Here is a 21,541-nt window from a genome sequence, read left to right as displayed (position 1 = left end):
TACATTAGTTGAAACATTTTTTATGTCCTCTAAAACCAGGTTAGATCGTGCTTATAAAAATGCTAAAAGCATAAGTTTCAATAATACCACTAAGTTTATATTATTTAGTGATTGCCATAGAGGTGATAATAGTTTTGCAGATGATTTTGCCAACAATAGAAACATCTACTTTCATGCATTAAAGCATTATTACAACGAAGGATTTCAGTATTGCGAATTAGGTGATGGAGATGAGTTATGGGAAAACCTGTCGTTTGAATCTATTTTTCATGCACATAAAAATGTGTATATGCTCATGAAACAATTTCATGATGAAGAACGACTACACATGATTTGGGGCAACCACGATATGGTGTATCGCGACCCTAAATATGTTGAAAAATACTTATCCACCTTTTTTGATCCAAAAACAGGAAATGACGAAGACTTATTTTGTGGCATTCAATATCATGAAGGTATTGTTTTAAAACATTCTGAAACCAACCAAGAGTTATTTTTAACACATGGTCACCAAGCTGATTGGTGGAATTATACCTTCTGGAAATGGAGCCGATTTTTAGTTCGGATATTATGGAAACCTTTAAATGTTATGGGAATTGCAGATCCTACAAGTCCGGCAAAAAACTATACAGAGCTTATTAAAGTGGAACGCAGAACAAAAAAATGGATCAGCGAAAACAATAATTTAATTACCGTTGTAGGTCATACGCATAGACCACGTTTTCCAGAGCCTGGTGATATTGCTTTTTTTAATGATGGCAGCTGTGTACATCCAAGAAGTATTACTGGCCTTGAAATTGAAAACGGAGCTATTTCACTTATAAAATGGCAAATTGTAACCACCGAAGATGGCACCTTAAAAATTGATCGCTTTTTATTAGAAGGGCCAACAAAATTAGTAGATTATAAAACAGAAGGTTCTGCCTAAAGTGAATTTATAAAATCTAATAAGTCTTCTCTGTCTTGTGTAGATAATGCTTTAAAATCATTTTTAGAATTTAAAGCTTCACCTCCATGCCATAATATGGCTTCAGTAATACTTTTTGCTCTTCCATCATGTAAAAAGTCTGTATGACCATTTACCACTTGAGTTAAACCAATTCCCCAAAGCGGTCTTGTTTTCCATTCATTGCCTTCCGCTAAAAAGTCGGGTCTGTTATCTCCTAAATCATCTCCCATATCATGCAATAACATATCTGTATACGCATAAATAGTTTGATTAGAAATAGCAGATATTGAATTACTAGAGGTTGACATGCTTGGTACATGACATTTGGCACATTGTATATCTTCAAAAATTTGAGCACCACGTCTTACAGAATCTTCTTCGTAATCTCTAGGACCAGGAACGGCAAGTGTTTGGCAATAGAAAGCCACCTGATTTAAAATCTCCTCTGTAATTTCAGGATCATCACCCAAACCATCACTACCATTAGTTTGCCCATAACCTGTTTCTTGCGGAAATAAATAACTCGTAATACCCATATCTCCAAGATAGGCTCCAGCACATTGTTCTAATATAGTAGCTGTATTAGCTTTCCATCCAAAACGTCCTAATTGTGTGGTTCCTGAAATAGCGTCGTAAACATAGTTTGCTTTACCAGAAATACCGTCACTATCGTTATCGTTAATATCTTCATTTAATAGAATATCAGATTCAGATATGGCTTCTAATAATCCCAATCCAAAAACAGGAGGTGCTAATCTTGGCGACAATAATATTGAACTAGGCACAGTCTCATAAGCTTCAATTAAATTGTAATTTGGTTTTTGTAATGTTACTGTTGTTCCGTCTGCTAGAGTTTCAACTATAGACGTGTAATTCACTTGAAATTTAGCTTCTGGTTCATAACCAAAAATAGCTTGATTTTGAATTTGAAGTCCAAAATTTGGAACAGGAACAGGGCCTCCATTTCCAGCAATGCCTGGAATACTAGACCTTAAAAAAAAGCCACTTAGTGCATTTATATCATCTGGAAAAGGTGCTCTTCCATCTTTTGGGTGACAAGCAATACAAGATGTATTATTAAATATAGGGCCAATTCCTCCGTTTATTCCTGCAGGAGCTGTTACAAAGGCTGCTTCAAATTGAAAATCACCATCTAAATGCATGTCTAGGTCTCCACCTTCTAAATTTGCTGCTGGTGTACTAAATGAATTACTTGATGTTAAAAAAACAGTTGTTTCACCACCTGCCAAAATACGACCTTCAAGATTTGGCAACGTTTCATAATCACTCATATCATCAGACTTACATGATACTAATAAAGTAATTCCTAAAAGGATAAAAAAATAAAAATAATTTTGATGTTTCATTGTCGTCTGCTTAATATGGAAAAAAGAATACCAAACATGTTGGTATTCTTTTTAAGAAATTATAATATGGTGTAAAAACTATTACAAATTTGTTATGAAAGGAACCAAATCCGATTCTAAAACCGTTAATAAATCGGCAACTTTTGTTTGTGCGTTTTGTACCGCAGTTCTATTATTTTCAATGGCATCTGTAAATGTACCAGGAATTGCTTCTATTGCAGTAATTGCATCTGATATTGCCGTTTTAATCTGAGCGTCTAAAGTAGCATTTGTTAAGTCAACTACATTAGTAATTCCGTTTCCATTATTTCCATTAAAATCACCTAAATAGATATTCTGAATACTTCTAATATTATCAGCAAAATCTAATTTAGAGTTATTACTAAAACGTGATTCCTCAGCTTCTGGTTTTGCACTTCCGTTATTTCCATTTAATGGCTCTTCTATTTTACCATTGGCAACTTCGTCTGCTATAATCACTAAACCTTCTACTATTTCTTGTAAAGCACCTTTTTGAGAGGTATAGATAGAACCTGTTTCGCCTGCATTTGTAAAATTAAAAGCAAAATTATCACCAGTAGCTAACCATCCAAAATATAAATCTTCTGTTTGCGCTTTTAAATTTTGAGTTGCTGCAGTTAAATATTCTATTTCTCTTGTTGTTAAATCAGCAGCTGTTTTATTGCCATCTAATCCCCAAATAAAATACTCGATTGTATGAAACCCTCTAGCTTCATTATTACTTTCTAATAAAGTTGATGTAATTGCATTTCCACTATTTAAAATATTGTTAATAGCATTAACATCTACTGGCCAAGAATCAATAGCTGGATCGATACCTTCTGTATCTACAGGACCGTAAAGAAATCCTTCAGATTCTTCCCAAGGTGCTCTAGTATTCTGCCATGCTGTTTTTACTGCACTTAATTCTGTTTCGTCTCCAATAGTTAAATTACTAACTGCTGTTTCTAAAATTCCGGCATTTGTATATAAACTATTATAAGTTTCTGTAATAACATCTAAAGAAACATCAGTTAATACCTCTGTATATAAATCTGCATTTGGATCTACAGTTTCTGTACTTTCATCATTATCACTACAACTTGTAAAACTCAATGCAGCTACTGCGATTGAACTTAAAAATATGGCACTTTTTTTCATTATTATCTATGTGTTATATATTAAAATTTGAATCCTATTCCGGTTGAAAATGTTCTGTCGTGTTGTTTCTCTCCTGTAAACTCTAGAGTAGATAAGTCATAGTTTTCTGAACCAAGACGTCTATCAGAATATTGTGCTTTTATTACAATTTGAGGATGCACAAACCAATTGATACCACCAGTAATTGTAGAACGCTCCCAACGCGGATTATCTACAATACTTCCTTCTACATCTTGCATAGTATCATAATAATCATAGCGCACAAAAGGGTATAATTGTTGTTTACTATTTGTTTTAATTAAGGGTAAGATGTTGTAACCTATTTCTGCTGAAACACCTATAGCATTTTTACCAACAGGAGTTCTTTTAACACCTAAGTTATTAGACAAATTTGCGTTTCGTATTGACACAATATTTGAATTCTCTAAATTCCCATAAAGTCCAATAGCATTAAATCTTAAATTGTTTTCATTATAAGTCACATGCCCTTCAACTATGGTTACATATGCACTTTCACTCATATCGTCTTTTGGTCTGTTAGCAGCAGAATCATTAATGTAAGCTGCAATACCAACATAAGTATCTTTGTGCGTTCCGAACTTATAATCTAAGCGAGCAGAAAATGCTAAAGACTGTGCGTTTGCCATCTCAAATCGTTGTTGGTAACCGTCCTTTACCCAACCTCTAGATGAAAATCCAGACGCGTCTAAACCGCTAACAACATAAGCTCTATAATTAAATCTTTTAGCAAAAGTTCCGTAAACCTCAATACCTGTTTCGTACCATCCTAGAGGCAGAATCGCATTTTCCATTTCTTGACGCGTAGTTGTAAAATATTGGGTTGGTGTATCTAAGCTTTGATGTAATCCAAAATACATTTTCATTTTACCAGCTCTAATATTAAAATAAGGTTTAATCTTAAAATTAATATGAACTTGCTCTAGCTTTACTCCTCCACCTGTTTCAATTTCATCTTCAAACTCACCAAACTCTTCTTGCGTATCTAAATCAATGGCAGAAGCTGTACCTCCATGTTCGTACTCAATCTCTGTTTTTAAGCTTATTTTATCCGTGAAAAAATATTCTAGATATAGGTTTAAACGCTCGGCATCAAATTTATCCTTTAGTGTAGGGTCTGTGTCGTAATCATTATTGTAGTAATTAATAACTCCATATCCTCTTAAGCTGAAGTTATTCCATTTTAATAATGGCATCTTTTTAGACGCTTCTTCTGTTTTAAGTTCTTCAAGAAGCTCTTTTTTAATCTCTGCCTTTAGTTGCTGTAATGCGACAGAATCTTTTTTGATCTGAGCATTCAAATTAAAAGAAACTAAAAGTATAAGAAAAACAATTATTTTTTTCATTTGGTCTGAAATAAGACCGCAAAATTATACTTATTTAGACCAAATCCAAATAAAAAATTAATTATTTTGAATGATTCTTAATAATATTATTATCTCATAAAATGGATTTCTCGATAAAGCGCACTAATGATTTTGAAGATTAGACCAATAACACCTTTACCTTTTAATAAATAAGAAATACAAAAGAAATTAACTTTCTGGTGCCAACTCAACCTCTAAACCTTCCATTTCTGGTGTCATTTGTATTTGGCATCCTAAGCGTGAGTTATCTTTCACATTAAAAGCTTCAGAAAGCATCGCTTCTTCATCAACTTGCATTTCTGGTAATTCGGTTTCGCTTAACACATAACATTGACAAGAGGCACACATGGCCATACCACCACAAATTCCTATAGTGCCTTCTGGAGCAAGCTCGTAAGAACGAACAATCTCCATTAAGTTCATTGCCATATCTGTTGGAGCTTCTATTTGATGTTTTACTCCTTCTCTGTCTATAATTGTGATATTGATATCTGGGTTTTCCATATGTAAGTGAGATCTTTCAGTTTTTATAACCCTGAAAACGACTCTATATTAAATTAATTAATCAAAAGCTTTCACTACTGCTTTTGGCGCTTCTTTTCTAGTACCATCAAAACCATCTACACCAGCAACAGTAGTATACTTTAAAACGTAACGTTTACCTGGATTAATAATTTGATATGCAGATTGACACATTAATGTTGCTTCGTGAAAACCACAAAGAATCAATTTTAATTTCCCAGGATATGTATTTACATCACCAATAGCATAAATACCAGGAATATTGGTTTGGTAGTCTAATGAATTATTAACCTTAATGGCATTCTTTTCTATCTCAAGTCCCCAATTTGCAATTGGCCCAAGTTTAGGAGATAAACCAAATAACGGAATAAAATGATCTGTTTCAACTAAAATTGGTTCTTCATCTTTCTTAGTAACCTCAACACTTTCTACTTTACCATTTCCGTTAATAGCAGTAATTTCTGCTGGAGTAATTAGATTAATTTTACCTTGATTTTTTAATTCTTGTACTTTTTCAACAGAATCTAAATGTCCTCTAAATTCATTTCTTCTATGTATTAAAGTAACCTCAGAAGCTATATCACTTAAAAAGATACTCCAATCTAAAGCAGAATCTCCTCCACCTGCAATGACAACTTTTTTGTTTCTGTAAATTTCTGGCTCTTTAATCATGTATTCTACTCCACAATCTTCGTAATCAGAAATATTTTCTAATAATGGCTTACGAGGCTCAAAACTTCCTAAACCACCAGCGATTGCAACAACAGGAGCTTTATGCTGTGTCCCTTTATTAGTGGTAACAATAAAAGAGCCATCCTCTTGCTTTTCTATCGTTTCTGCACGTTCTCCTAAAGTAAAACCAGGCTCAAACTGTTTGCACTGTTCTAGAAGTTTATCTGTTAAATCACCAGCCAAAATTTCTGGATATGCAGGAATATCGTAAATCGGTTTTTTGGGATAAAGCTCAGAGCACTGACCACCTGCTTGTGGTAAGGCATCAATTAAATGACATTTTAATTTTAAAAGTCCAGCTTCAAAAACTGTAAAAAGTCCTGTCGGACCTGCACCAATTATAAGTATATCTGTTGTAATCATAGATGAAAAATTGAAAACAAAATTACTAATGTGATTTTATTCAAAATGTGATAAAAGTCACATTACTTTTCTACATTAATAACTTTTTCGATTTGTGGAGCATATTTTTTAATCGTCATTTCTACTCCAGATTTTAAAGTCATTTGGTTAACACTGCAAGATGTACACGCGCCTACTAATTGAACTTTCACAAATTTACCATCGTCTATAGATAATAAGTTAATGTCTCCACCATCACTTTGCAGAAAGGGACGAATTTCATCTAAGGCTTTTTCTACGTTTAATCTAAGTTCTTCTGAGCTCATTTAATTCTTTTTAACTGCAGAGCAACCTGCCATTGTTGTAATTTTTATTGCTTCGGTAGCTGGCAAAGCATCATTTCTATCCACCACTTGTTGTACAACCTCTCTTGTAATTGCTTCAAATGCTTCTTTAATTGGAGTGCCTGTTTGCATTGCTGCTGGTCGTCCTAAATCACCGGCTTCTCTTATACTTTGTACCAACGGTACTTCGCCTAAAAATGGTACTTTTAAATCTTCCGCTAAATGCTTGGCTCCTTCTTTACCAAATATATAATATTTATTTTCAGGAAGCTCGGCTGGTGTGAAGTAAGCCATATTTTCAATAATACCTAAAACAGGCACATTGATACTATCTTGCTGAAACATAGCGACACCTTTTTTAGCATCTGCTAATGCTACATTTTGAGGTGTACTTACCACAACAGCTCCTGTAATAGGTAACGCTTGCATAATACTTAAATGGATATCACCAGTTCCTGGAGGCAAATCGAGTAATAAGAAATCTAATTCTCCCCAAGCTGCATCAAATATCATTTGATTTAACGCTTTAGAAGCCATTGGTCCTCTCCAAATTACAGCTTGATCTGGTTTTGTAAAAAAGCCAATAGACAATACTTTAACACCATAGTTTTCTACAGGTTTCATTTTAGATTTGCCATCTACAGTTACAGATAATGGACGTTCATTTGCCACATCAAACATAATAGGTATTGATGGTCCATAAATATCAGCATCTAAAACACCAACTTTAAAACCCATATTAGCTAAAGTGACTGCTAAATTTGCAGTTACTGTAGATTTACCAACACCTCCTTTACCAGAAGCAACAGCTACAATATTTTGAATTCCAGGAATTGCTTTTCCTTTAATCTCATTTCTAGGTTCTGCAGCTTGTGCATCTACTTTTACATTGACTTTTATTTTTGCCTTTTCATAAACTTCTTTATGGATGGTTTGTAAAATATCAACTTCTGTTCTTTTACGAGCTTGAAGACTTGGATTTTTTATAGTAATATCTACAATTACTTCGTCTGCAAAAGTTACAACATTAGTAACCGCTCCGCTATCTACCATATTTTCACCTTCACCAGGTGCTGTTATGGTTTTGAGCGCATTGAGTATATCTTGTTTTAATAATTTCATAATGAATAAGGACTAGAAAAAACTGAAACTAAAGCCTAGACTCAATTCTTTCTTATTAAGATTAATTCTAAATGCAAAGATACTGTGAAATGTTTAGAATTTGAAAACCTTTTGATTGAAATGAACAATAGAGCAAGTGGCTAAGATAATACTTGGTTTCTTAAAAAAAATGTATCTTTAGAGCACTGAAAACCAGCCACATGAAAAACTACTACTTTTTTGTTCTTTTCTTATTAATTTCAATTCCTTTTAATGCTCAGAACATCGAAAATTTTGGACTTGAATTTAAAAATATATTAGTAAACCAAAACTGTGTGGCTCCATCTTTTGGTGCCACAGGCATCAGTAAAGTAGACACCAATAATGATGGTGAAATAAGTATTGCTGAGGCTGAAGCCGTTACGCATTTACAATTAAGCGGTAATAATGTCATCGATGCCACTGGAATAGAATACTTTACCAATCTTGAAACTTTGAGTTGTGAAAATAGTTCTTTATCGAGTTTAAATGTAAGCGCTTTTATAAATCTTGAACGTTTAAATTGTGCTAATAATCAAATAACAGAATTAATAGGTTTAAACAATCTCAACGAATTGATTGCTTTAATTTGTAATAATAATGAATTATCTACACTCGATGTAAGCAACTCCTCCAATTTGAATTACTTAGAATGCGGTTACAATCAATTAACAAATTTAACTTTAGGTACCTCAACCTCATATTTAATTTTAGATTGTAATAACAACCAATTGACAGAAATAGATGTAAGTGGTTATCCTAATCTCGAAGAATTTTACATTAGCAATAATTTACTTACGTCCTTAGACCTATCTAACAATACAAATTTTTATTTTATTGGTGCAGATAATAATGAGATAACAACGGTTTTTATAAAAAACGGGATTCAAGATCTGTATTGGGATGAGCACTATTCATATTTTAATTTGACAGGAAACCCAATACATTATATATGTGCAGATGAAAGTGAATTTATAGGAATACAATATATGATGGAGTGGGCAGAAATAGAAAATTACACGGCGAATTCGTATTGCTCTTTTTATCCTGGAGGAGACTATTTTATAATTGATGGCAATATAACAATGGATTTGGATGCCAATGGTTGTGACATAAATGATGCCATTGTGCCTAATTTTAACTTTGCTGTATCTAATGGAACGGAAACAGGCAATTTTATTTCCAATACTTCAGGAGATTATTCCATTCCTGTTGGAGATGGTACACATACCATAACACCAATTCTTGCAAATTCAAGTTATTTTGAGGTTACACCTGAGAGTGTAACAATAGATTTTCCAACAGAAACAAGTCCTTTTACGCAAGACTTTTGCTTAACTCCAATAGGTGTCTATAAGGGTATTGATATTCAAATTATACCATTAACGGCTGCGACTCCCGGTTTTCAAGCAGATTATCAAATTATTTATAAAAATACAGGCAATACATTGATTGATTTTGGACAAGTGTTACTCATAAACGACTTTGATTTAATGAGCGAAGTTTCTTTTAACCCAAGTTGGGACTCTTTTACAAATGTCGATAGTGCTTGGCATTTTAATTTTGAAAATTTACAACCTTTTGAAACTAGAACGATAGATTTTTCAATGTTAATTAACACACCAATGGATGCTCCTGCTGTAAATGGTGGAGATGTATTAACGTTTACTGCCAATTATTTTATTGAATATGACGTGGTAGAACCTGAAACGGCTTTTGAGCTTCATCAAACTGTGGTGAATTCTTTTGACCCAAATGATAAAACCTGTTTAGAAGGTGATTTTATAACTCCTGAAATGGTTGGAGATTATGTACACTATATGATTCGTTTTGAAAACACAGGAACTGCAAATGCTATAAACGTCGTTGTAAAAGATATTATTGATATTAGCAAATACGATTTAGCTACTTTAGTCCCATTGCGTGGAAGTCACGATTTTGTAGCTAGAATAAAAAACAATCTTGAAGATCACTACGTAGAATTCATTTTTGAAAACATCAACTTACCTTTTGATGATGCCAACAACGATGGCTATATTGTTTTTAAAATAAAAACCTTAGAAACATTAGCTTTAAATGATACGTTTGAAAATAATGCTGAAATATATTTCGATTTTAATTTCCCTATTATAACCAATACAGTACAAACTGCTATTGCAACGCTAAGCGCTGATGAATTTGAGTTGGCAAATAATACCATCTCATTATATCCGAATCCAACAACGCATAGTGTAAATTTAAAATCGAAGCAAGCCATACAACAACTAACGATTTACGATATTTCGGGTAGAAGCATTCAAGAGATTGTAGTTATTGGTGGTAAAACTGAAATCAATATTTCTACAGAAGCACTTTCTAAAGGAACATATTTTATAAAGATTAAAAATGAGATAGGAAACGTTATAAAGAAAATTATAAAGGAATAATTATTTTAATTCCTGAACTGGATCCCAATAAACAGATTCCAAATTCTGAATTTGATTTTCTACAACTTCAATACCTTCGCTTTCTAAAAGTTGTTGCATAAGGTTAGTGCCTTCAAAATGATGTTTCCCTGTTAAGAGTCCTTTGCGGTTAACTACTCTATGTGCTGGCACATCTTTTCCGTGAGAACCATTCATAGCGTAACCCACAATTCTAGCACTTTTACCAGCTCCTAAATATTTCGCAATTGCTCCATAACTTGTTACCCTTCCATAAGGAATTTGCTTGGCGACTTCATAAACCTTTTCAAAAAAACCTAAAGTTTCTGGTTTCATTTGCTCTTATCTATTAAAACTATTGTCAAATGATTTAACTTATAAAGCCTTTAAAATATTGATAAACGTAATTAAAGCTACAATACCTGTAACACTGCCTATAATATAGTTCATGTTTTGCTGTGAAGTAAAAGCTCTATCTTTAATTTTATCAAAAAAGAAGATGTAAAAATAAAGTACAACAAACGTCCCTGTTGCTGCTCCTGTAACATACGTAACAATACTCAATTTCTCAAAATCCATCCAACCAAAAGACACCAAAGTGATTACCATATAAGCTTGAAATGGAATGGGAAATACATTTAGAGCAGACAACAGCATGCCATGTAACAATCTGCCATGTTTACTTGTTATCTCTGCTTCTGGTTTTGCTTCTTTTTGTTTAGACGCTAACACAAAAAAGTATATCGTAATAAGTACAAATATAACAAATGCCACGCGTTTTAATATCTCTACAATATCTTGATGATTAGTTAAATACCTAGCAAATATTGCAGCCAAATATGTTTGAATAAAAACAACAATACAAACGCCTGTAGAAAACATAATACCGCGTCCTGCTCCTTCCTTAAGGCTTATTCTTGCAGCTGTCATATTAAGCAAACCAGGAGGAGTAACCGCTATAATGGCTGCCAAAAGCCCTAGAAAAAAAATAATTGTAATACTCAAATTTTAATTGATTTTGAATCTAATATACGTAATTGCTTTATCTTTCTCTAAATACTGATTTTCGTAAAACGTTTTAATTTCTGTAACATCCTCAGGACTACCTTCTAATTTATAAACATTATGATTAGCATAAAGCACCTCTAAACCTAGGCCATGCAACAAACCTAAAGTATAACCATGCATAAATTCGCTATCTGTTTTTAGATGCATTAATCCACTTGGTTTTAATATTTTCTTATAACGCTCTAAAAACTGTAGATTAGTCATTCGGTGCTTAGTACGCTGGTATTTTATTTGTGGGTCTGGAAATGTAATCCATATTTCATCCACTTCATTTTCTTCAAAAACAAATTCAACGAGCTCTATTTGAGTTCTTATAAATGCTGCATTGGGTATATCTTCTTCAATAGCTGTTTTTGCACCTCTCCAAAACCGAGCCCCTTTAATGTCTATGCCAATAAAATTTTTGTTGGGATAGCGTTTTGCTAAACCAACAGTATACTCGCCTTTACCACAACCCAATTCTAGCACCACAGGATTGTCGTTTTTAAAAACTTCTGATCTCCATTGCCCTTTTAATTTATAAGTAGCATCAACTAATTCTTCTCGTGTAGGCTGATACACATTATGAAAGGTTTCATTTTCCCTAAAGCGCCTCTGTTTATTTTTACTTCCCACTAATTTTCATTTTTTAATAATTCGGTAAAATTAAGGAAACATTTTAGGTTTATCTTTGTTTTAATCATTGATATCTTAACAACAGGTAAAAAACTGGAACATCTTCAACACATAAAAGCTAAAGATCAGAAACGGATTTTAATTGCTCCACTAAATTGGGGTTTAGGTCACGCTACGCGATGTATTCCTATTATTAATGCTTTAATCCAACATAATTTTGAACCTATAATTGCTAGTGATGGTGCTGCACTACAATTATTGCAAAAAGAATTTCCAAATCTAAAATCCTTTGAGCTACCATCTTATAATATTACCTATGCAAAAAAAGCAAACGGATTTAAAATTAAATTATTAAAAGACTCACCTCATCTTTTAAAAACTATTAAACGAGAAAAAAAAGTTGTTGAAAATTTAGTTGAAACAGAAGCTATTTCTGGTATTATTTCAGATAATAGATTTGGCGTTAGACACCAAGCTATTCCTTCTGTGTTTATTACACACCAATTACGAGTTTTAAGCGGCAATACTACTTGGTTAAGCAGTAAACTACATCAAAAAATCATTTTAAAGTTTGATGAGTGTTGGGTACCAGATCATAATGGCTTTAGTAATTTAAGTGGAGAATTAGGGCATGTTGAGAATTTTGTAACATCAGTAAAATACATAGGCCCATTAACACGCTTTCGAAAACAAAAAGTAAAAACAAAATACAATCTTCTGGTTTTACTATCTGGACCAGAACCTCAACGTACTTTTTTAGAAGAAAAACTATTAAACGAATTAAAACACTATAACAAAAGTGTACTATTTATAAAAGGTAAAGTAGAACCTGAACAACAAAAAGAGATTATTGGAAACGTTGTTATCTATAATTTTATGACTAGTAATGAACTTGAAACAGCAATAAACGAAAGCGACCTAATTCTCAGCAGATCTGGTTACACAACTTTAATGGATTTAGCAAAACTTGAAAAGAAAGCCTTTTTTATTCCTACTCCAGGTCAATTTGAACAAGAATATTTAGCTAATAAATTACAATCTGAAGGTGTTGCTCCTTTTTGCAATCAAGAAAAATTTAAAATAGAAATGTTGTCAGGTATGGAAAATTATTCTGGTTTTAAATCTCAAGAATACGAATTAAATTACAAGAAGTTATTCCGCCTTTTCTAACGTAAACGAAAACTCACTACCAACTCCGAGTTCACTCTCAATATAAATCTTTTCTTCGTGTGCTTCAATAATATGTTTTACAATTGACAAACCTAAACCCGAACCTCCTTGTTTTCTATTACCACTAGTATCTACACGATAAAAACGTTCAAATAAACGCTGAATATTAGCTTTAGCTATACCTTCACCATTATCTGTAACTCTAATGATTGCTTTGTTTTTTATAAGATTCTCTATACTAACCTCTGTAGTTCCTTTTTCTCTACCATACTTAATAGAGTTTACAATGAGGTTAGTTAAAACTTGTTGAATACGTTCTTTGTCTGCATAAACGATAATTGGTTTTTTATAATCAATATCAAAAGTTAAAGTAATATGCTTTTTAGCTGCTTTCATCTCAAACAAATCAAAAACACTCTGTACCAGTTTAACGATATCAAAATTTTCTTTCTCTAAACTAAGAACACCAACCTCTAATTTGGTAATCATGTCTAAATCCTTAATGATATATGTTAAGCGCTCAACTCCTTTACTCGCTCTAGCTAAATATTTATCTCTAATTTTATCATCTTCAATGCCACCATCTAATAACGTTAGAAGATAGCTTTGCACTGTAAAAAGAGGAGTTTTTAATTCGTGAGAAACATTACCAATAAATTCTTTTCTATATTCTTCTCTAATTTTTAAAGTTTCAATTTCAAACTTTTTGTTTTTGGCGTATTTGTCTATCTCCTTTGTTAACGTTCCCATATCTGTAGTTATAGGTTGTTGTCTTAGACTGGTAGATTCTAGCAACGTAAGATCATCATAAATTTTCTTAACACGTCTATATATAAACCGCTCCACTCTATACTGAATAATTAAAAAACAGAAAGGAAAACAGATGAGTGGATAAAAAACAAAAGACCAATTATAGATTTGGAAATAAAATAAAAAGGTACCGATAAGAAGCGAGGTGAACAACGTAACATATAGCGCTGTTCGGAACGCAAATTTATAAGATTTCTTAAGAGTTTTATTTTGCATTAGTCTACAAACTTGTAACCAACACCTTTTACGGTTTTAAAGGATTTATCTCCTATTTTTTCACGAAGTTTTCTAATATGCACATCGATGGTTCTTCCGCCAACGACCACTTCATTTCCCCAGACTTTATCTAAGATTTCATCTCGCTTAAAAACTTTACCTGGCTTGGTTGCTAACAAAGATAACAATTCAAACTCTTTTCTTGGCAAGGTGATTTCTTCTCCTTTAATTGTAATTTTATATTCTTCCCTGTATATCACTAAATCACCAATTTCTAAAATAGCATTAACACTGCTTTCAGAATGTTTAAGTCTCCTTAATAGTGCTTTCACCTTGCTGATTAAAACTTTTGGCTTTATAGGTTTTGCAATATAATCATCTGCACCAGCATCAAAACCGGCAACTTGAGAATAATCTTCTCCTCTTGCTGTTAAGAATGTTATAATGGTTTCACTTAGATCAGATTGTTCTCTGATACGTTCACAAGCTTCAATACCATCCATTTTTGGCATCATAACATCTAAGATAATTAAATGTGGCTTATGCTTTTTTGCCAATTCAATTGCCTCTAAGCCATTTTCACCTTTTATAACTTGATAACCTTCTGAAGATAAATTATAACCAACTATTTCTAAAATATCTGGTTCATCATCTACAAGTAAAATTTTAATGTCTTTCTTTTTCAATGGTACTTTTTATTTAATGTGATGTAAATATAAAATATATATGTACATAAGCATCTAAGAATATTGAATTGATAACAATTCCCTAACATTGACAATATAACTAACTGAAATTAAGAATCACCTGATATTAACCACGTTAACTAATTGTAAAATTGATAACTATTAACTAATTGAATTCTTAAAACTAAGGATTAGTTATTATATTTGTCATCTAACTTTTTATACAAATCAATTATGAAGAAAATTTACTTTTTATTATTTTGTTTGATGGGTGTTGCCACTTATGGGCAAAATCTAGCCGCAAACGGTAGTTTTGAAAACTGGACTGCTAATGCTCCTGATTCATGGACTACTAACGATTTTAGTACTACTGATCTTACCGAAAACACTAATGCAACTTTTGTTTCTGATGGTACAAGTTCTGCCAGTGTAAATCTTTTAACACAAACTCAAGGTGACACAGATCTTAGACAAACCATTGCATTAACTGGTGGTGTAACTTACACTATGAGTATGGATGTATATGCAACAAATAATGAAGCTAGAGCACGTATTTTTAATGGTAACGGGTTCAATCCAACAGTATATTCTGATGACACTATATTAAACCAATGGCAGACTATTTCTTACGAATATACTCCTGCGACAGATGAAGATTTTGATTTCGGTATTCGTTTTTATGATACTGCAGCAAATTGGACAGCTGGTACTCAATCTTCTTTATTTTATATAGACAACGTACAAGTTCTTGCAGGATCATCTCCTAATGTAGTAATAACAAGTCCTAGTGACGCTACGACTTTTGACTCTGGCACAACGTCTGTAGACGTAGAATTCTCAACATCTAATTTAGCAGGTGGTGAAAGTGTTACTATAACAGTTAACGGAACTGAAAATACAAATGCTACAAGTCCTTTTACAGTAGCAACAGTAGATGGAGAATCTTACACAGTAACAGCTGATTTAATTGATGGTACAGGTACTATTAGTACTAGCACAATTTCTTTTAGTGTTTCTAACCCATCAAGTTTAACACAAGTTGCTAACATAACGCAATTGAGAGCTGGTACTATTGGTTCTGAATTTGAGTATGAATTAACAGGTGAAGCAATTATATCTTATATCGTTACAAGTAATACTAGAAACCAAAAATACATTCAAGATTCTGGTGCAGCTATATTAATTGATGATAACGGTGGTGTTATAACAACTGCTTTTGCTGCAGGTGATGGTATTACTGGTGTAAAAGGATATCTTTCTGAATATAATGGATTACTTCAATTTGTACCTATCGAAAATGTAGCTACTACATCTTCTACTGGTAACACTTTAACACCAGTTGTTGTTAGTGCTTCTGAGCTTATAACTAATGGTGAGACTTACGAAAGCATGTTGATTACATTAAACGATGTTACTTTTTCTGATACAGGAGTATTTGCTGGAGCAACTAACTATAACGTAGCAAACGGAGCTGATGTAACTGTTTGTAGAACAGCTTTTACTGATGAAGATTTAATTGGTACTACAATTCCAACTACAGCTTCTAGTATTACTGGTTTAGGTGGTGAATTTAATGGTGTTTACCAAATTTTCCCAAGATATGCTAGTGATATCGCTGCGCCATTAAGCGTTAACAATTTCAACACTAATTCATTTAGCTTATATCCTAACCCAACAAGTACAGGTTCTGTTTCAATATCTTCTACAAATAGTGAAGCTATTTCTGTTCAAGTATTTGATATCTTAGGAAAACAAGTTAAAAACGAAACTATAACTAACAACACGTTAAATGTTTCTAACTTAAAGTCTGGTGTTTACATTGTAAAAATCACTCAAAACAATGCTTCTACTACTAAAAAATTAGTAGTTAAGTAAGTTTATTTCTCAATACATTTTAAAAGCGTAGCTCTAATTATTGAGCTACGCTTTTTTATTTTACATATTTTTGCGGAATGATATCTAATGACGACATATTTAATATAAAATCTAATACTGATTTTGAGGCATTAGCTTTAGAAGTTTTTAAATTTCAGTTTAAGAACAACAAAGTCTATAGATCGTTTTGCGACTTATTGTACAAACACCCTTCAGATATAAAAAGCATTAATGAGATTCCCTTCTTACCCATTCAATTTTTTAAATCTCACAATGTATTAAGCACGTCTTTACCATTTGAAAAAACATTCACCAGTTCTGGCACCACAGGAAGCGTAACAAGTAAACATTTAGTATCAGATTTAAAACTCTATGAAGAAAGTTACTTAAACGCTTTTAAACATTTTTATGGACATATTGAAGATTATGTAGTACTCGCATTATTGCCATCTTATTTAGAACGTGATGGCTCTTCACTTATTTATATGGTAAATGATTTAATTGATAAATCTAAACAAGCTCAAAGCGGTTTTTATCTTAATAATCTTGAAGAATTAGCAGAAACCATAAAAACATTAGAAGCCCAAGAACAAAAAACCTTACTCATTGGAGTGTCCTTTGCGTTATTAGATTTAGTTGAAACCTACCAATTAAACTTAAAGCATACCACAATTATGGAAACCGGAGGTATGAAAGGCAGACGAAAAGAAATAATACGGCAAGAGCTACACCAAATTTTACAAAAGGGTTTTGGGGTTAACCAAATTCATAGTGAATATGGAATGACCGAACTTTTAAGCCAAGCGTATTCTAAAGGCAATGGTATTTTTGAATGTCCGCCTTGGATGAAAATAGTAACGCGAGATACTGAAGACGCACTCACCATACAGCAACCAAATAAAACTGGTGGAATTAACGTCATTGATTTGGCGAATTTAAATTCGTGTTCATTTATTGCCACCCAAGATTTAGGAAAAGTCTACGATAATGGCGAATTTGAAATTATCGGAAGATTCGACAATTCTGATATTAGAGGATGTAATTTAATGGCTTTATAAAAAAAATTAAATAAAATTGTAAGGACACAAATTAACACACGACTACAATGATGCTATGAAAAAGAGAGATTTTCAAAGTTGATAGATTGGTTAGTGAGTGCTCAAAAGTAATTTTGGGCACTTTTTTATTCTAACAACTTCTTTATCAGCACAATTTGTCCTAAATGGTAATAGCCATGCTCCATCATACCATCTATATTTCGTAAATATGTACCATACTTTTCATCTACAAAGTTTGTATTTAAATTTTCTTCAGGCATTTTTTCTATAAACTCAGCAAGAATTAAGGTATCTGTCCAAAATTGATTTAAAAATAATTCCCACTCTTGTTGTGATTCAATCGGAAGAAAATTAAAACTAAATTTATCTCTTATATCAAGCTTATTATTTACAAACACGTTTGTGATTCCTGAAATATAATAATGAATATGCTGTGCTAAAACAGCAATTGAATTAAACGATTGAAATTTTGTAGTTGCTGTTTTCCAATCTAAATTTTCTAATTGATCCTTGTAATTAGTATTTGCAATCCAAGTGCCATTAAGAATTAATTCTCTAAGCCGATTCGCTAATTGTTCGGTTTGCTTCATTTTTAAAAAGAATACATTATTAAACGATTAACTCAAATCTATTATATCTCATTTTTTGAGTTCAGAAATAAAGATACAAAAAGACCTCACAAGTTTTAAAACTCATGAGGTCCCATTTATTATAAGCCATCAAGTATTTACACAATTTTCAAAATGAAATTTGTCTTTTTACCTCTACTAATAATAATGTATTTATCGTGAATTAAATCTTCTGTAGATAAGATATAATCTTCTTTTACTTTTTCTTTATTTACTGCTACTGCATTTTCTTTTAAAGCACGCCTAGCGTCTCCATTAGAATTTAAAAAGTTTGTTTTAGCTGCTAATGCACCAATCATATCTATGCCTTCTTCAAATTCGGCTTTAGAAATTTCAGCATCTTTTACACCTTCAAAAACATCTAAAAATAATTTTTCTGGTAATTGTTTAATTTCATTTTTAAAATCTTTGCTAAACAATATTTTAGACGCTTTTACAGCATTATCATAGTCTTCTCTGCTATGCACAAAAACGGTAACCTCTTCAGCTAATCTATTTTGTAACAAACGTAAATGAGGAGCTGCTTTATGTTCTTCAATTATAGCATCAATAGCTGATTTATCTAAAAATGTAAAGATTTTAATATATTTTTCGGCATCCTCATCGGTTGTATTCAACCAAAATTGGAAAAATTTATATACCGAAGTTTTATCTGCATCTAACCAAATGTTTCCTCCTTCAGATTTTCCAAATTTAGAACCATCTGCTTTTGTAATTAACGGACACGTCATGGCATAAGCTTTAGCTTGGTCTTCTCCATCGTGCATTCGTCTTACCAATTCTGTTCCTGTAGTGATATTTCCCCATTGGTCGCTACCTCCCATTTGTAATTTACAACCCATGGTTTTATACAAATGATGAAAATCGTAACCTTGAATGAGTTGATATGTAAATTCTGTAAAAGACATACCAACATTGCCTTCGTCTCCGCTTAATCGCTTCTTTACAGAATCTTTAGCCATCATATAATTCACAGTGATACGTTTACCAACATCTCTTGCAAAATCTATAAAACTGAACGTTTTCATCCAATCATAGTTATTTACTAAAACAGGAGCATTTTTTGCACTAGAATTAAAATCTAAAAAACGAGACAATACACCTTTTATACCAGCAACATTGTGCTCTAATGTAGCCTCATCAAGTAAATTACGCTCATCACTTTTTCCAGAAGGATCACCAATCATTCCTGTTGCTCCACCTACCAAAGCCACGGGTTTATGTCCTGCTTTTTCTAAATGAACCAATAAAATAATTGGTACTAAACTACCAATGTGCAATGAATCTGATGTAGGATCAAAACCAATATATGCTGTAGTCATCTCTTGATCTAGTTGCTCTTCAGTTCCAGGCATGATATCGTGTACCATTCCTCTCCAACGTAATTCTTCTACAAATTTATTTGCCATTACTTTTTAGTTTCAAAAATTGATTTGCGCAAAGATATGTTTCCACAACTAAAGACAAAAGACAATTTTAATCCAATTTAGTCATAAACAAATCTTACCTTGTTAAACCATACAAACCAACTTCTAAGTATAGAATTTAGATTTAAAATATTGTAACTTCGCTTTATGATTTTAGTCACAGGAGGAACAGGATTGGTTGGTTCACATTTACTTTTTCAACTTTTAAAAAGTAATGTATCTATCCGTGCCATATACAGACAAAAAAATACATTAGAGCGTGTAAAACATGTTTTCTCCTATTTTTCTGATGACGCTGATTTACTTTTTAGCAAAATTGAATGGGTTGAGGCTGATCTTAATAATATTCCACAATTACAAGATGCTTTTAAAAACATTACGCATGTATATCATTGTGCTGCAATAGTCTCATTTGAGCCTAATAAATATCATTTAATTCGGAAAATAAATATTAAAGGCACAGCTAATATTGTTAATCTATCGATTAGCAATAAGATTAAGAAACTGTGTTATGTAAGTTCAATTTCTGCCATAGGACAACATACAAATCCAGAAATATTAATTGACGAAAAAACCGATTGGAACCCAGAAGATGATAATAGCATATATGCCATAACAAAATATGGCGCTGAGCTCGAAGTTTGGCGTGGTACACAAGAAGGCTTAGATGCCGTGATTGTTAATCCAGGAATTATTTTAGGCGCTGGCTATTGGAATGGAGGAAGTAGTGGTAATATATTTGAACGCATTTATAATGGCATGCCATATTACACTACTGGTGTTACAGGTTATGTAGATATTTGGGATGTGGTTAAAACCATGCAGCAGCTTATGAATAGCACCATAAAAAATGAAGGTTTTATTTTAGTTTCAGAAAACATAAGTTTTAAAGCCTTGCAAACCAAAACAGCTAAAGCCCTAAATGTTAAGCCTCCAAAAAAAGAAGCTAAACCTTGGTTATTAGAAATTGCATGGAGACTAGATTGGTTAAATCACAAACTTTTGGGCAAACCTAGAAGCTTATCTAAACAAGTCGCTAAATCTGCAACTAACATTTCAAAATATGATGCTTCAAAACTAAAAAACACTTTAAATTTTGAATTTAAACCTATAAATACATCTATAGAGGAAGTGAGTCTTTTATACCTGCAGGACGTTTAATTTTCTTTTTTCTAATTACAGTACTATCTAATTTTTTTACTGTTTTTATCGTCCTATTTCTACCTAAGTTTCTAATTGAATCCTTATGTTTTTTAATAGAATCATTCTCTTTTTCTTGTAACTCTTCAAAGATTTCTTTTTCTTTTTCAAGTCTTGCTTTTACTTTATTTATAATTGTACTGTATTCCTCAGGATAAAACGTATAATAGGTATTGCTATCTGTAAACTGAGTACTATCTATATTGTATTTTTCTAAAATATAATTTTCAGGGTTAAAGCCATTACTTTGCAGTAGATTTCTATTTACCCCTTTTGCTGAGTTAATAATGTATAAATCGTACAACAAATCAGACATCTGATCTTTTGATATCAAATGATCTGGTTTCTTTGGTTTTTCTATGCCATTACATGCCAAAACAAAAACACTTAATACTAATATTATACTTATTCGCTTTATCATT

21 protein-coding genes are annotated in these 21,541 nt (G+C 32.3%); 6 read left to right on the top strand and 15 right to left on the bottom strand.

What is annotated here, in order from left to right; genetic code table 11:
• Positions 1 to 22: 22 nt before the first annotated feature.
• Complete coding sequence (locus ACJJVO_RS14085; RefSeq protein WP_405575217.1) at positions 23 to 928, top strand: serine/threonine protein phosphatase; 906 nt, start codon at positions 23 to 25, stop codon at positions 926 to 928.
• Here the strand turns inward: ACJJVO_RS14085 and ACJJVO_RS14080 are convergent.
• From ACJJVO_RS14080 to ACJJVO_RS14050, 7 genes are all read right to left on the bottom strand, one after another.
• Positions 925 to 2,316, bottom strand: a complete 1,392-nt coding sequence (locus tag ACJJVO_RS14080) for a di-heme oxidoredictase family protein (RefSeq protein WP_405575215.1) — start codon at positions 2,314 to 2,316, stop codon at positions 925 to 927. The two genes, ACJJVO_RS14085 and ACJJVO_RS14080, sit on opposite strands and share 4 nt — an antisense overlap.
• Before the next feature lie 81 nt (positions 2,317 to 2,397).
• Positions 2,398 to 3,477, bottom strand: a complete 1,080-nt coding sequence (locus ACJJVO_RS14075; protein WP_405575214.1) for an imelysin family protein — start codon at positions 3,475 to 3,477, stop codon at positions 2,398 to 2,400.
• A gap of 20 nt (positions 3,478 to 3,497) precedes the next feature.
• Positions 3,498 to 4,841: an autotransporter outer membrane beta-barrel domain-containing protein gene (locus tag ACJJVO_RS14070; RefSeq protein WP_405575212.1), complete on the bottom strand. Its 1,344-nt coding sequence runs from the start codon at positions 4,839 to 4,841 to the stop codon at positions 3,498 to 3,500.
• A 189-nt stretch (positions 4,842 to 5,030) separates the two neighbouring features.
• Positions 5,031 to 5,366: a ferredoxin gene (locus tag ACJJVO_RS14065; protein WP_405575210.1), complete on the bottom strand. Its 336-nt coding sequence runs from the start codon at positions 5,364 to 5,366 to the stop codon at positions 5,031 to 5,033.
• Positions 5,367 to 5,423: 57 nt separating this feature from the next.
• Positions 5,424 to 6,479 (bottom strand): NAD(P)/FAD-dependent oxidoreductase, encoded by a 1,056-nt coding sequence (locus tag ACJJVO_RS14060; RefSeq protein ID WP_405575208.1) that lies wholly within the window; start codon positions 6,477 to 6,479, stop codon positions 5,424 to 5,426.
• 62 nt (positions 6,480 to 6,541) lie between these two features.
• Positions 6,542 to 6,784 carry a NifU family protein gene (locus ACJJVO_RS14055; RefSeq protein WP_405575206.1) on the bottom strand — a complete coding sequence of 81 codons (243 nt, stop codon included), beginning with the start codon at positions 6,782 to 6,784 and terminating at the stop codon, positions 6,542 to 6,544.
• Positions 6,785 to 7,924, bottom strand: coding sequence for a P-loop NTPase (locus ACJJVO_RS14050; protein WP_405575204.1), 1,140 nt, complete (start codon positions 7,922 to 7,924; stop codon positions 6,785 to 6,787).
• Between the two features lie 200 nt (positions 7,925 to 8,124).
• On the opposite strand from ACJJVO_RS14050, the gene ACJJVO_RS14045 reads away from it, so the two are divergent.
• Positions 8,125 to 10,368 (top strand): T9SS type A sorting domain-containing protein, encoded by a 2,244-nt coding sequence (locus ACJJVO_RS14045; RefSeq protein ID WP_405575202.1) that lies wholly within the window; start codon positions 8,125 to 8,127, stop codon positions 10,366 to 10,368.
• On the opposite strand, the gene ACJJVO_RS14040 is transcribed toward ACJJVO_RS14045, so the two are convergent.
• Genes ACJJVO_RS14040 through trmB form a run of 3 tightly spaced genes read right to left on the bottom strand, consistent with a single transcriptional unit; the run spans position 10,369 to position 12,048 of the window.
• A complete protein-coding gene (locus tag ACJJVO_RS14040) occupies positions 10,369 to 10,701 on the bottom strand; it encodes an MGMT family protein (protein WP_405575200.1) in 333 nt (110 codons plus the stop codon). It abuts the gene before it with no gap.
• A gap of 39 nt (positions 10,702 to 10,740) precedes the next feature.
• Positions 10,741 to 11,370 carry a LysE family transporter gene (locus ACJJVO_RS14035; protein ID WP_405575198.1) on the bottom strand — a complete coding sequence of 210 codons (630 nt, stop codon included), beginning with the start codon at positions 11,368 to 11,370 and terminating at the stop codon, positions 10,741 to 10,743.
• A 3-nt stretch (positions 11,371 to 11,373) separates the two neighbouring features.
• Positions 11,374 to 12,048 (bottom strand): tRNA (guanosine(46)-N7)-methyltransferase TrmB, encoded by a 675-nt coding sequence (gene trmB / locus ACJJVO_RS14030; protein ID WP_405575196.1) that lies wholly within the window; start codon positions 12,046 to 12,048, stop codon positions 11,374 to 11,376.
• 258 nt (positions 12,049 to 12,306) lie between these two features.
• On the opposite strand from trmB, the gene ACJJVO_RS14025 reads away from it, so the two are divergent.
• Complete coding sequence (locus tag ACJJVO_RS14025; RefSeq protein WP_405575195.1) at positions 12,307 to 13,218, top strand: glycosyltransferase; 912 nt, start codon at positions 12,307 to 12,309, stop codon at positions 13,216 to 13,218.
• Here ACJJVO_RS14025 and ACJJVO_RS14020 read toward each other — a convergent pair.
• Together ACJJVO_RS14020 and ACJJVO_RS14015 are read right to left on the bottom strand one after the other, a co-directional pair.
• Positions 13,201 to 14,244 carry a sensor histidine kinase gene (locus tag ACJJVO_RS14020; protein ID WP_405575193.1) on the bottom strand — a complete coding sequence of 348 codons (1,044 nt, stop codon included), beginning with the start codon at positions 14,242 to 14,244 and terminating at the stop codon, positions 13,201 to 13,203. The genes ACJJVO_RS14025 and ACJJVO_RS14020 overlap by 18 nt on opposite strands.
• Positions 14,244 to 14,930 (bottom strand): response regulator transcription factor, encoded by a 687-nt coding sequence (locus ACJJVO_RS14015; RefSeq protein WP_405575191.1) that lies wholly within the window; start codon positions 14,928 to 14,930, stop codon positions 14,244 to 14,246. Before ACJJVO_RS14015 ends, ACJJVO_RS14020 begins: the two co-directional genes overlap by 1 nt.
• A gap of 234 nt (positions 14,931 to 15,164) precedes the next feature.
• On the opposite strand from ACJJVO_RS14015, the gene ACJJVO_RS14010 reads away from it, so the two are divergent.
• The gene (locus ACJJVO_RS14010) at positions 15,165 to 16,805 is read left to right on the top strand and encodes a T9SS type A sorting domain-containing protein (RefSeq protein WP_405575189.1); all 1,641 of its coding nucleotides are present in this window, start codon (positions 15,165 to 15,167) and stop codon (positions 16,803 to 16,805) included.
• 77 nt (positions 16,806 to 16,882) lie between these two features.
• Entirely contained in the window at positions 16,883 to 17,863 is a 981-nt protein-coding gene (locus ACJJVO_RS14005) for an acyl transferase (protein ID WP_405575188.1), read from the top strand.
• 125 nt (positions 17,864 to 17,988) lie between these two features.
• On the opposite strand, the gene ACJJVO_RS14000 is transcribed toward ACJJVO_RS14005, so the two are convergent.
• Both ACJJVO_RS14000 and tyrS read right to left on the bottom strand, forming a co-directional pair.
• Positions 17,989 to 18,453: a DUF1572 family protein gene (locus ACJJVO_RS14000; protein WP_405575186.1), complete on the bottom strand. Its 465-nt coding sequence runs from the start codon at positions 18,451 to 18,453 to the stop codon at positions 17,989 to 17,991.
• Between the two features lie 137 nt (positions 18,454 to 18,590).
• Positions 18,591 to 19,901 (bottom strand): tyrosine--tRNA ligase, encoded by a 1,311-nt coding sequence (gene tyrS / locus ACJJVO_RS13995; RefSeq protein WP_405575184.1) that lies wholly within the window; start codon positions 19,899 to 19,901, stop codon positions 18,591 to 18,593.
• Between the two features lie 165 nt (positions 19,902 to 20,066).
• Here tyrS and ACJJVO_RS13990 point away from each other — a divergent pair, with 165 nt between their 5' ends.
• A complete protein-coding gene (locus ACJJVO_RS13990; protein ID WP_405575182.1) occupies positions 20,067 to 21,080 on the top strand; it encodes an NAD-dependent epimerase/dehydratase family protein in 1,014 nt (337 codons plus the stop codon).
• Here ACJJVO_RS13990 and ACJJVO_RS13985 read toward each other — a convergent pair.
• Complete coding sequence (locus tag ACJJVO_RS13985) at positions 21,040 to 21,540, bottom strand: DUF4296 domain-containing protein (RefSeq protein WP_405575180.1); 501 nt, start codon at positions 21,538 to 21,540, stop codon at positions 21,040 to 21,042. The genes ACJJVO_RS13990 and ACJJVO_RS13985 overlap by 41 nt on opposite strands.
• Position 21,541 lies beyond the last annotated feature (1 nt).

It is taken from the genome of Winogradskyella sp. Asnod2-B02-A, from assembly GCF_045063645.1.
In the GTDB taxonomy this organism is placed as follows: Bacteria; Bacteroidota; Bacteroidia; order Flavobacteriales; family Flavobacteriaceae; genus Winogradskyella.
This window is presented reverse-complemented; position numbering and strand designations above follow the sequence as displayed.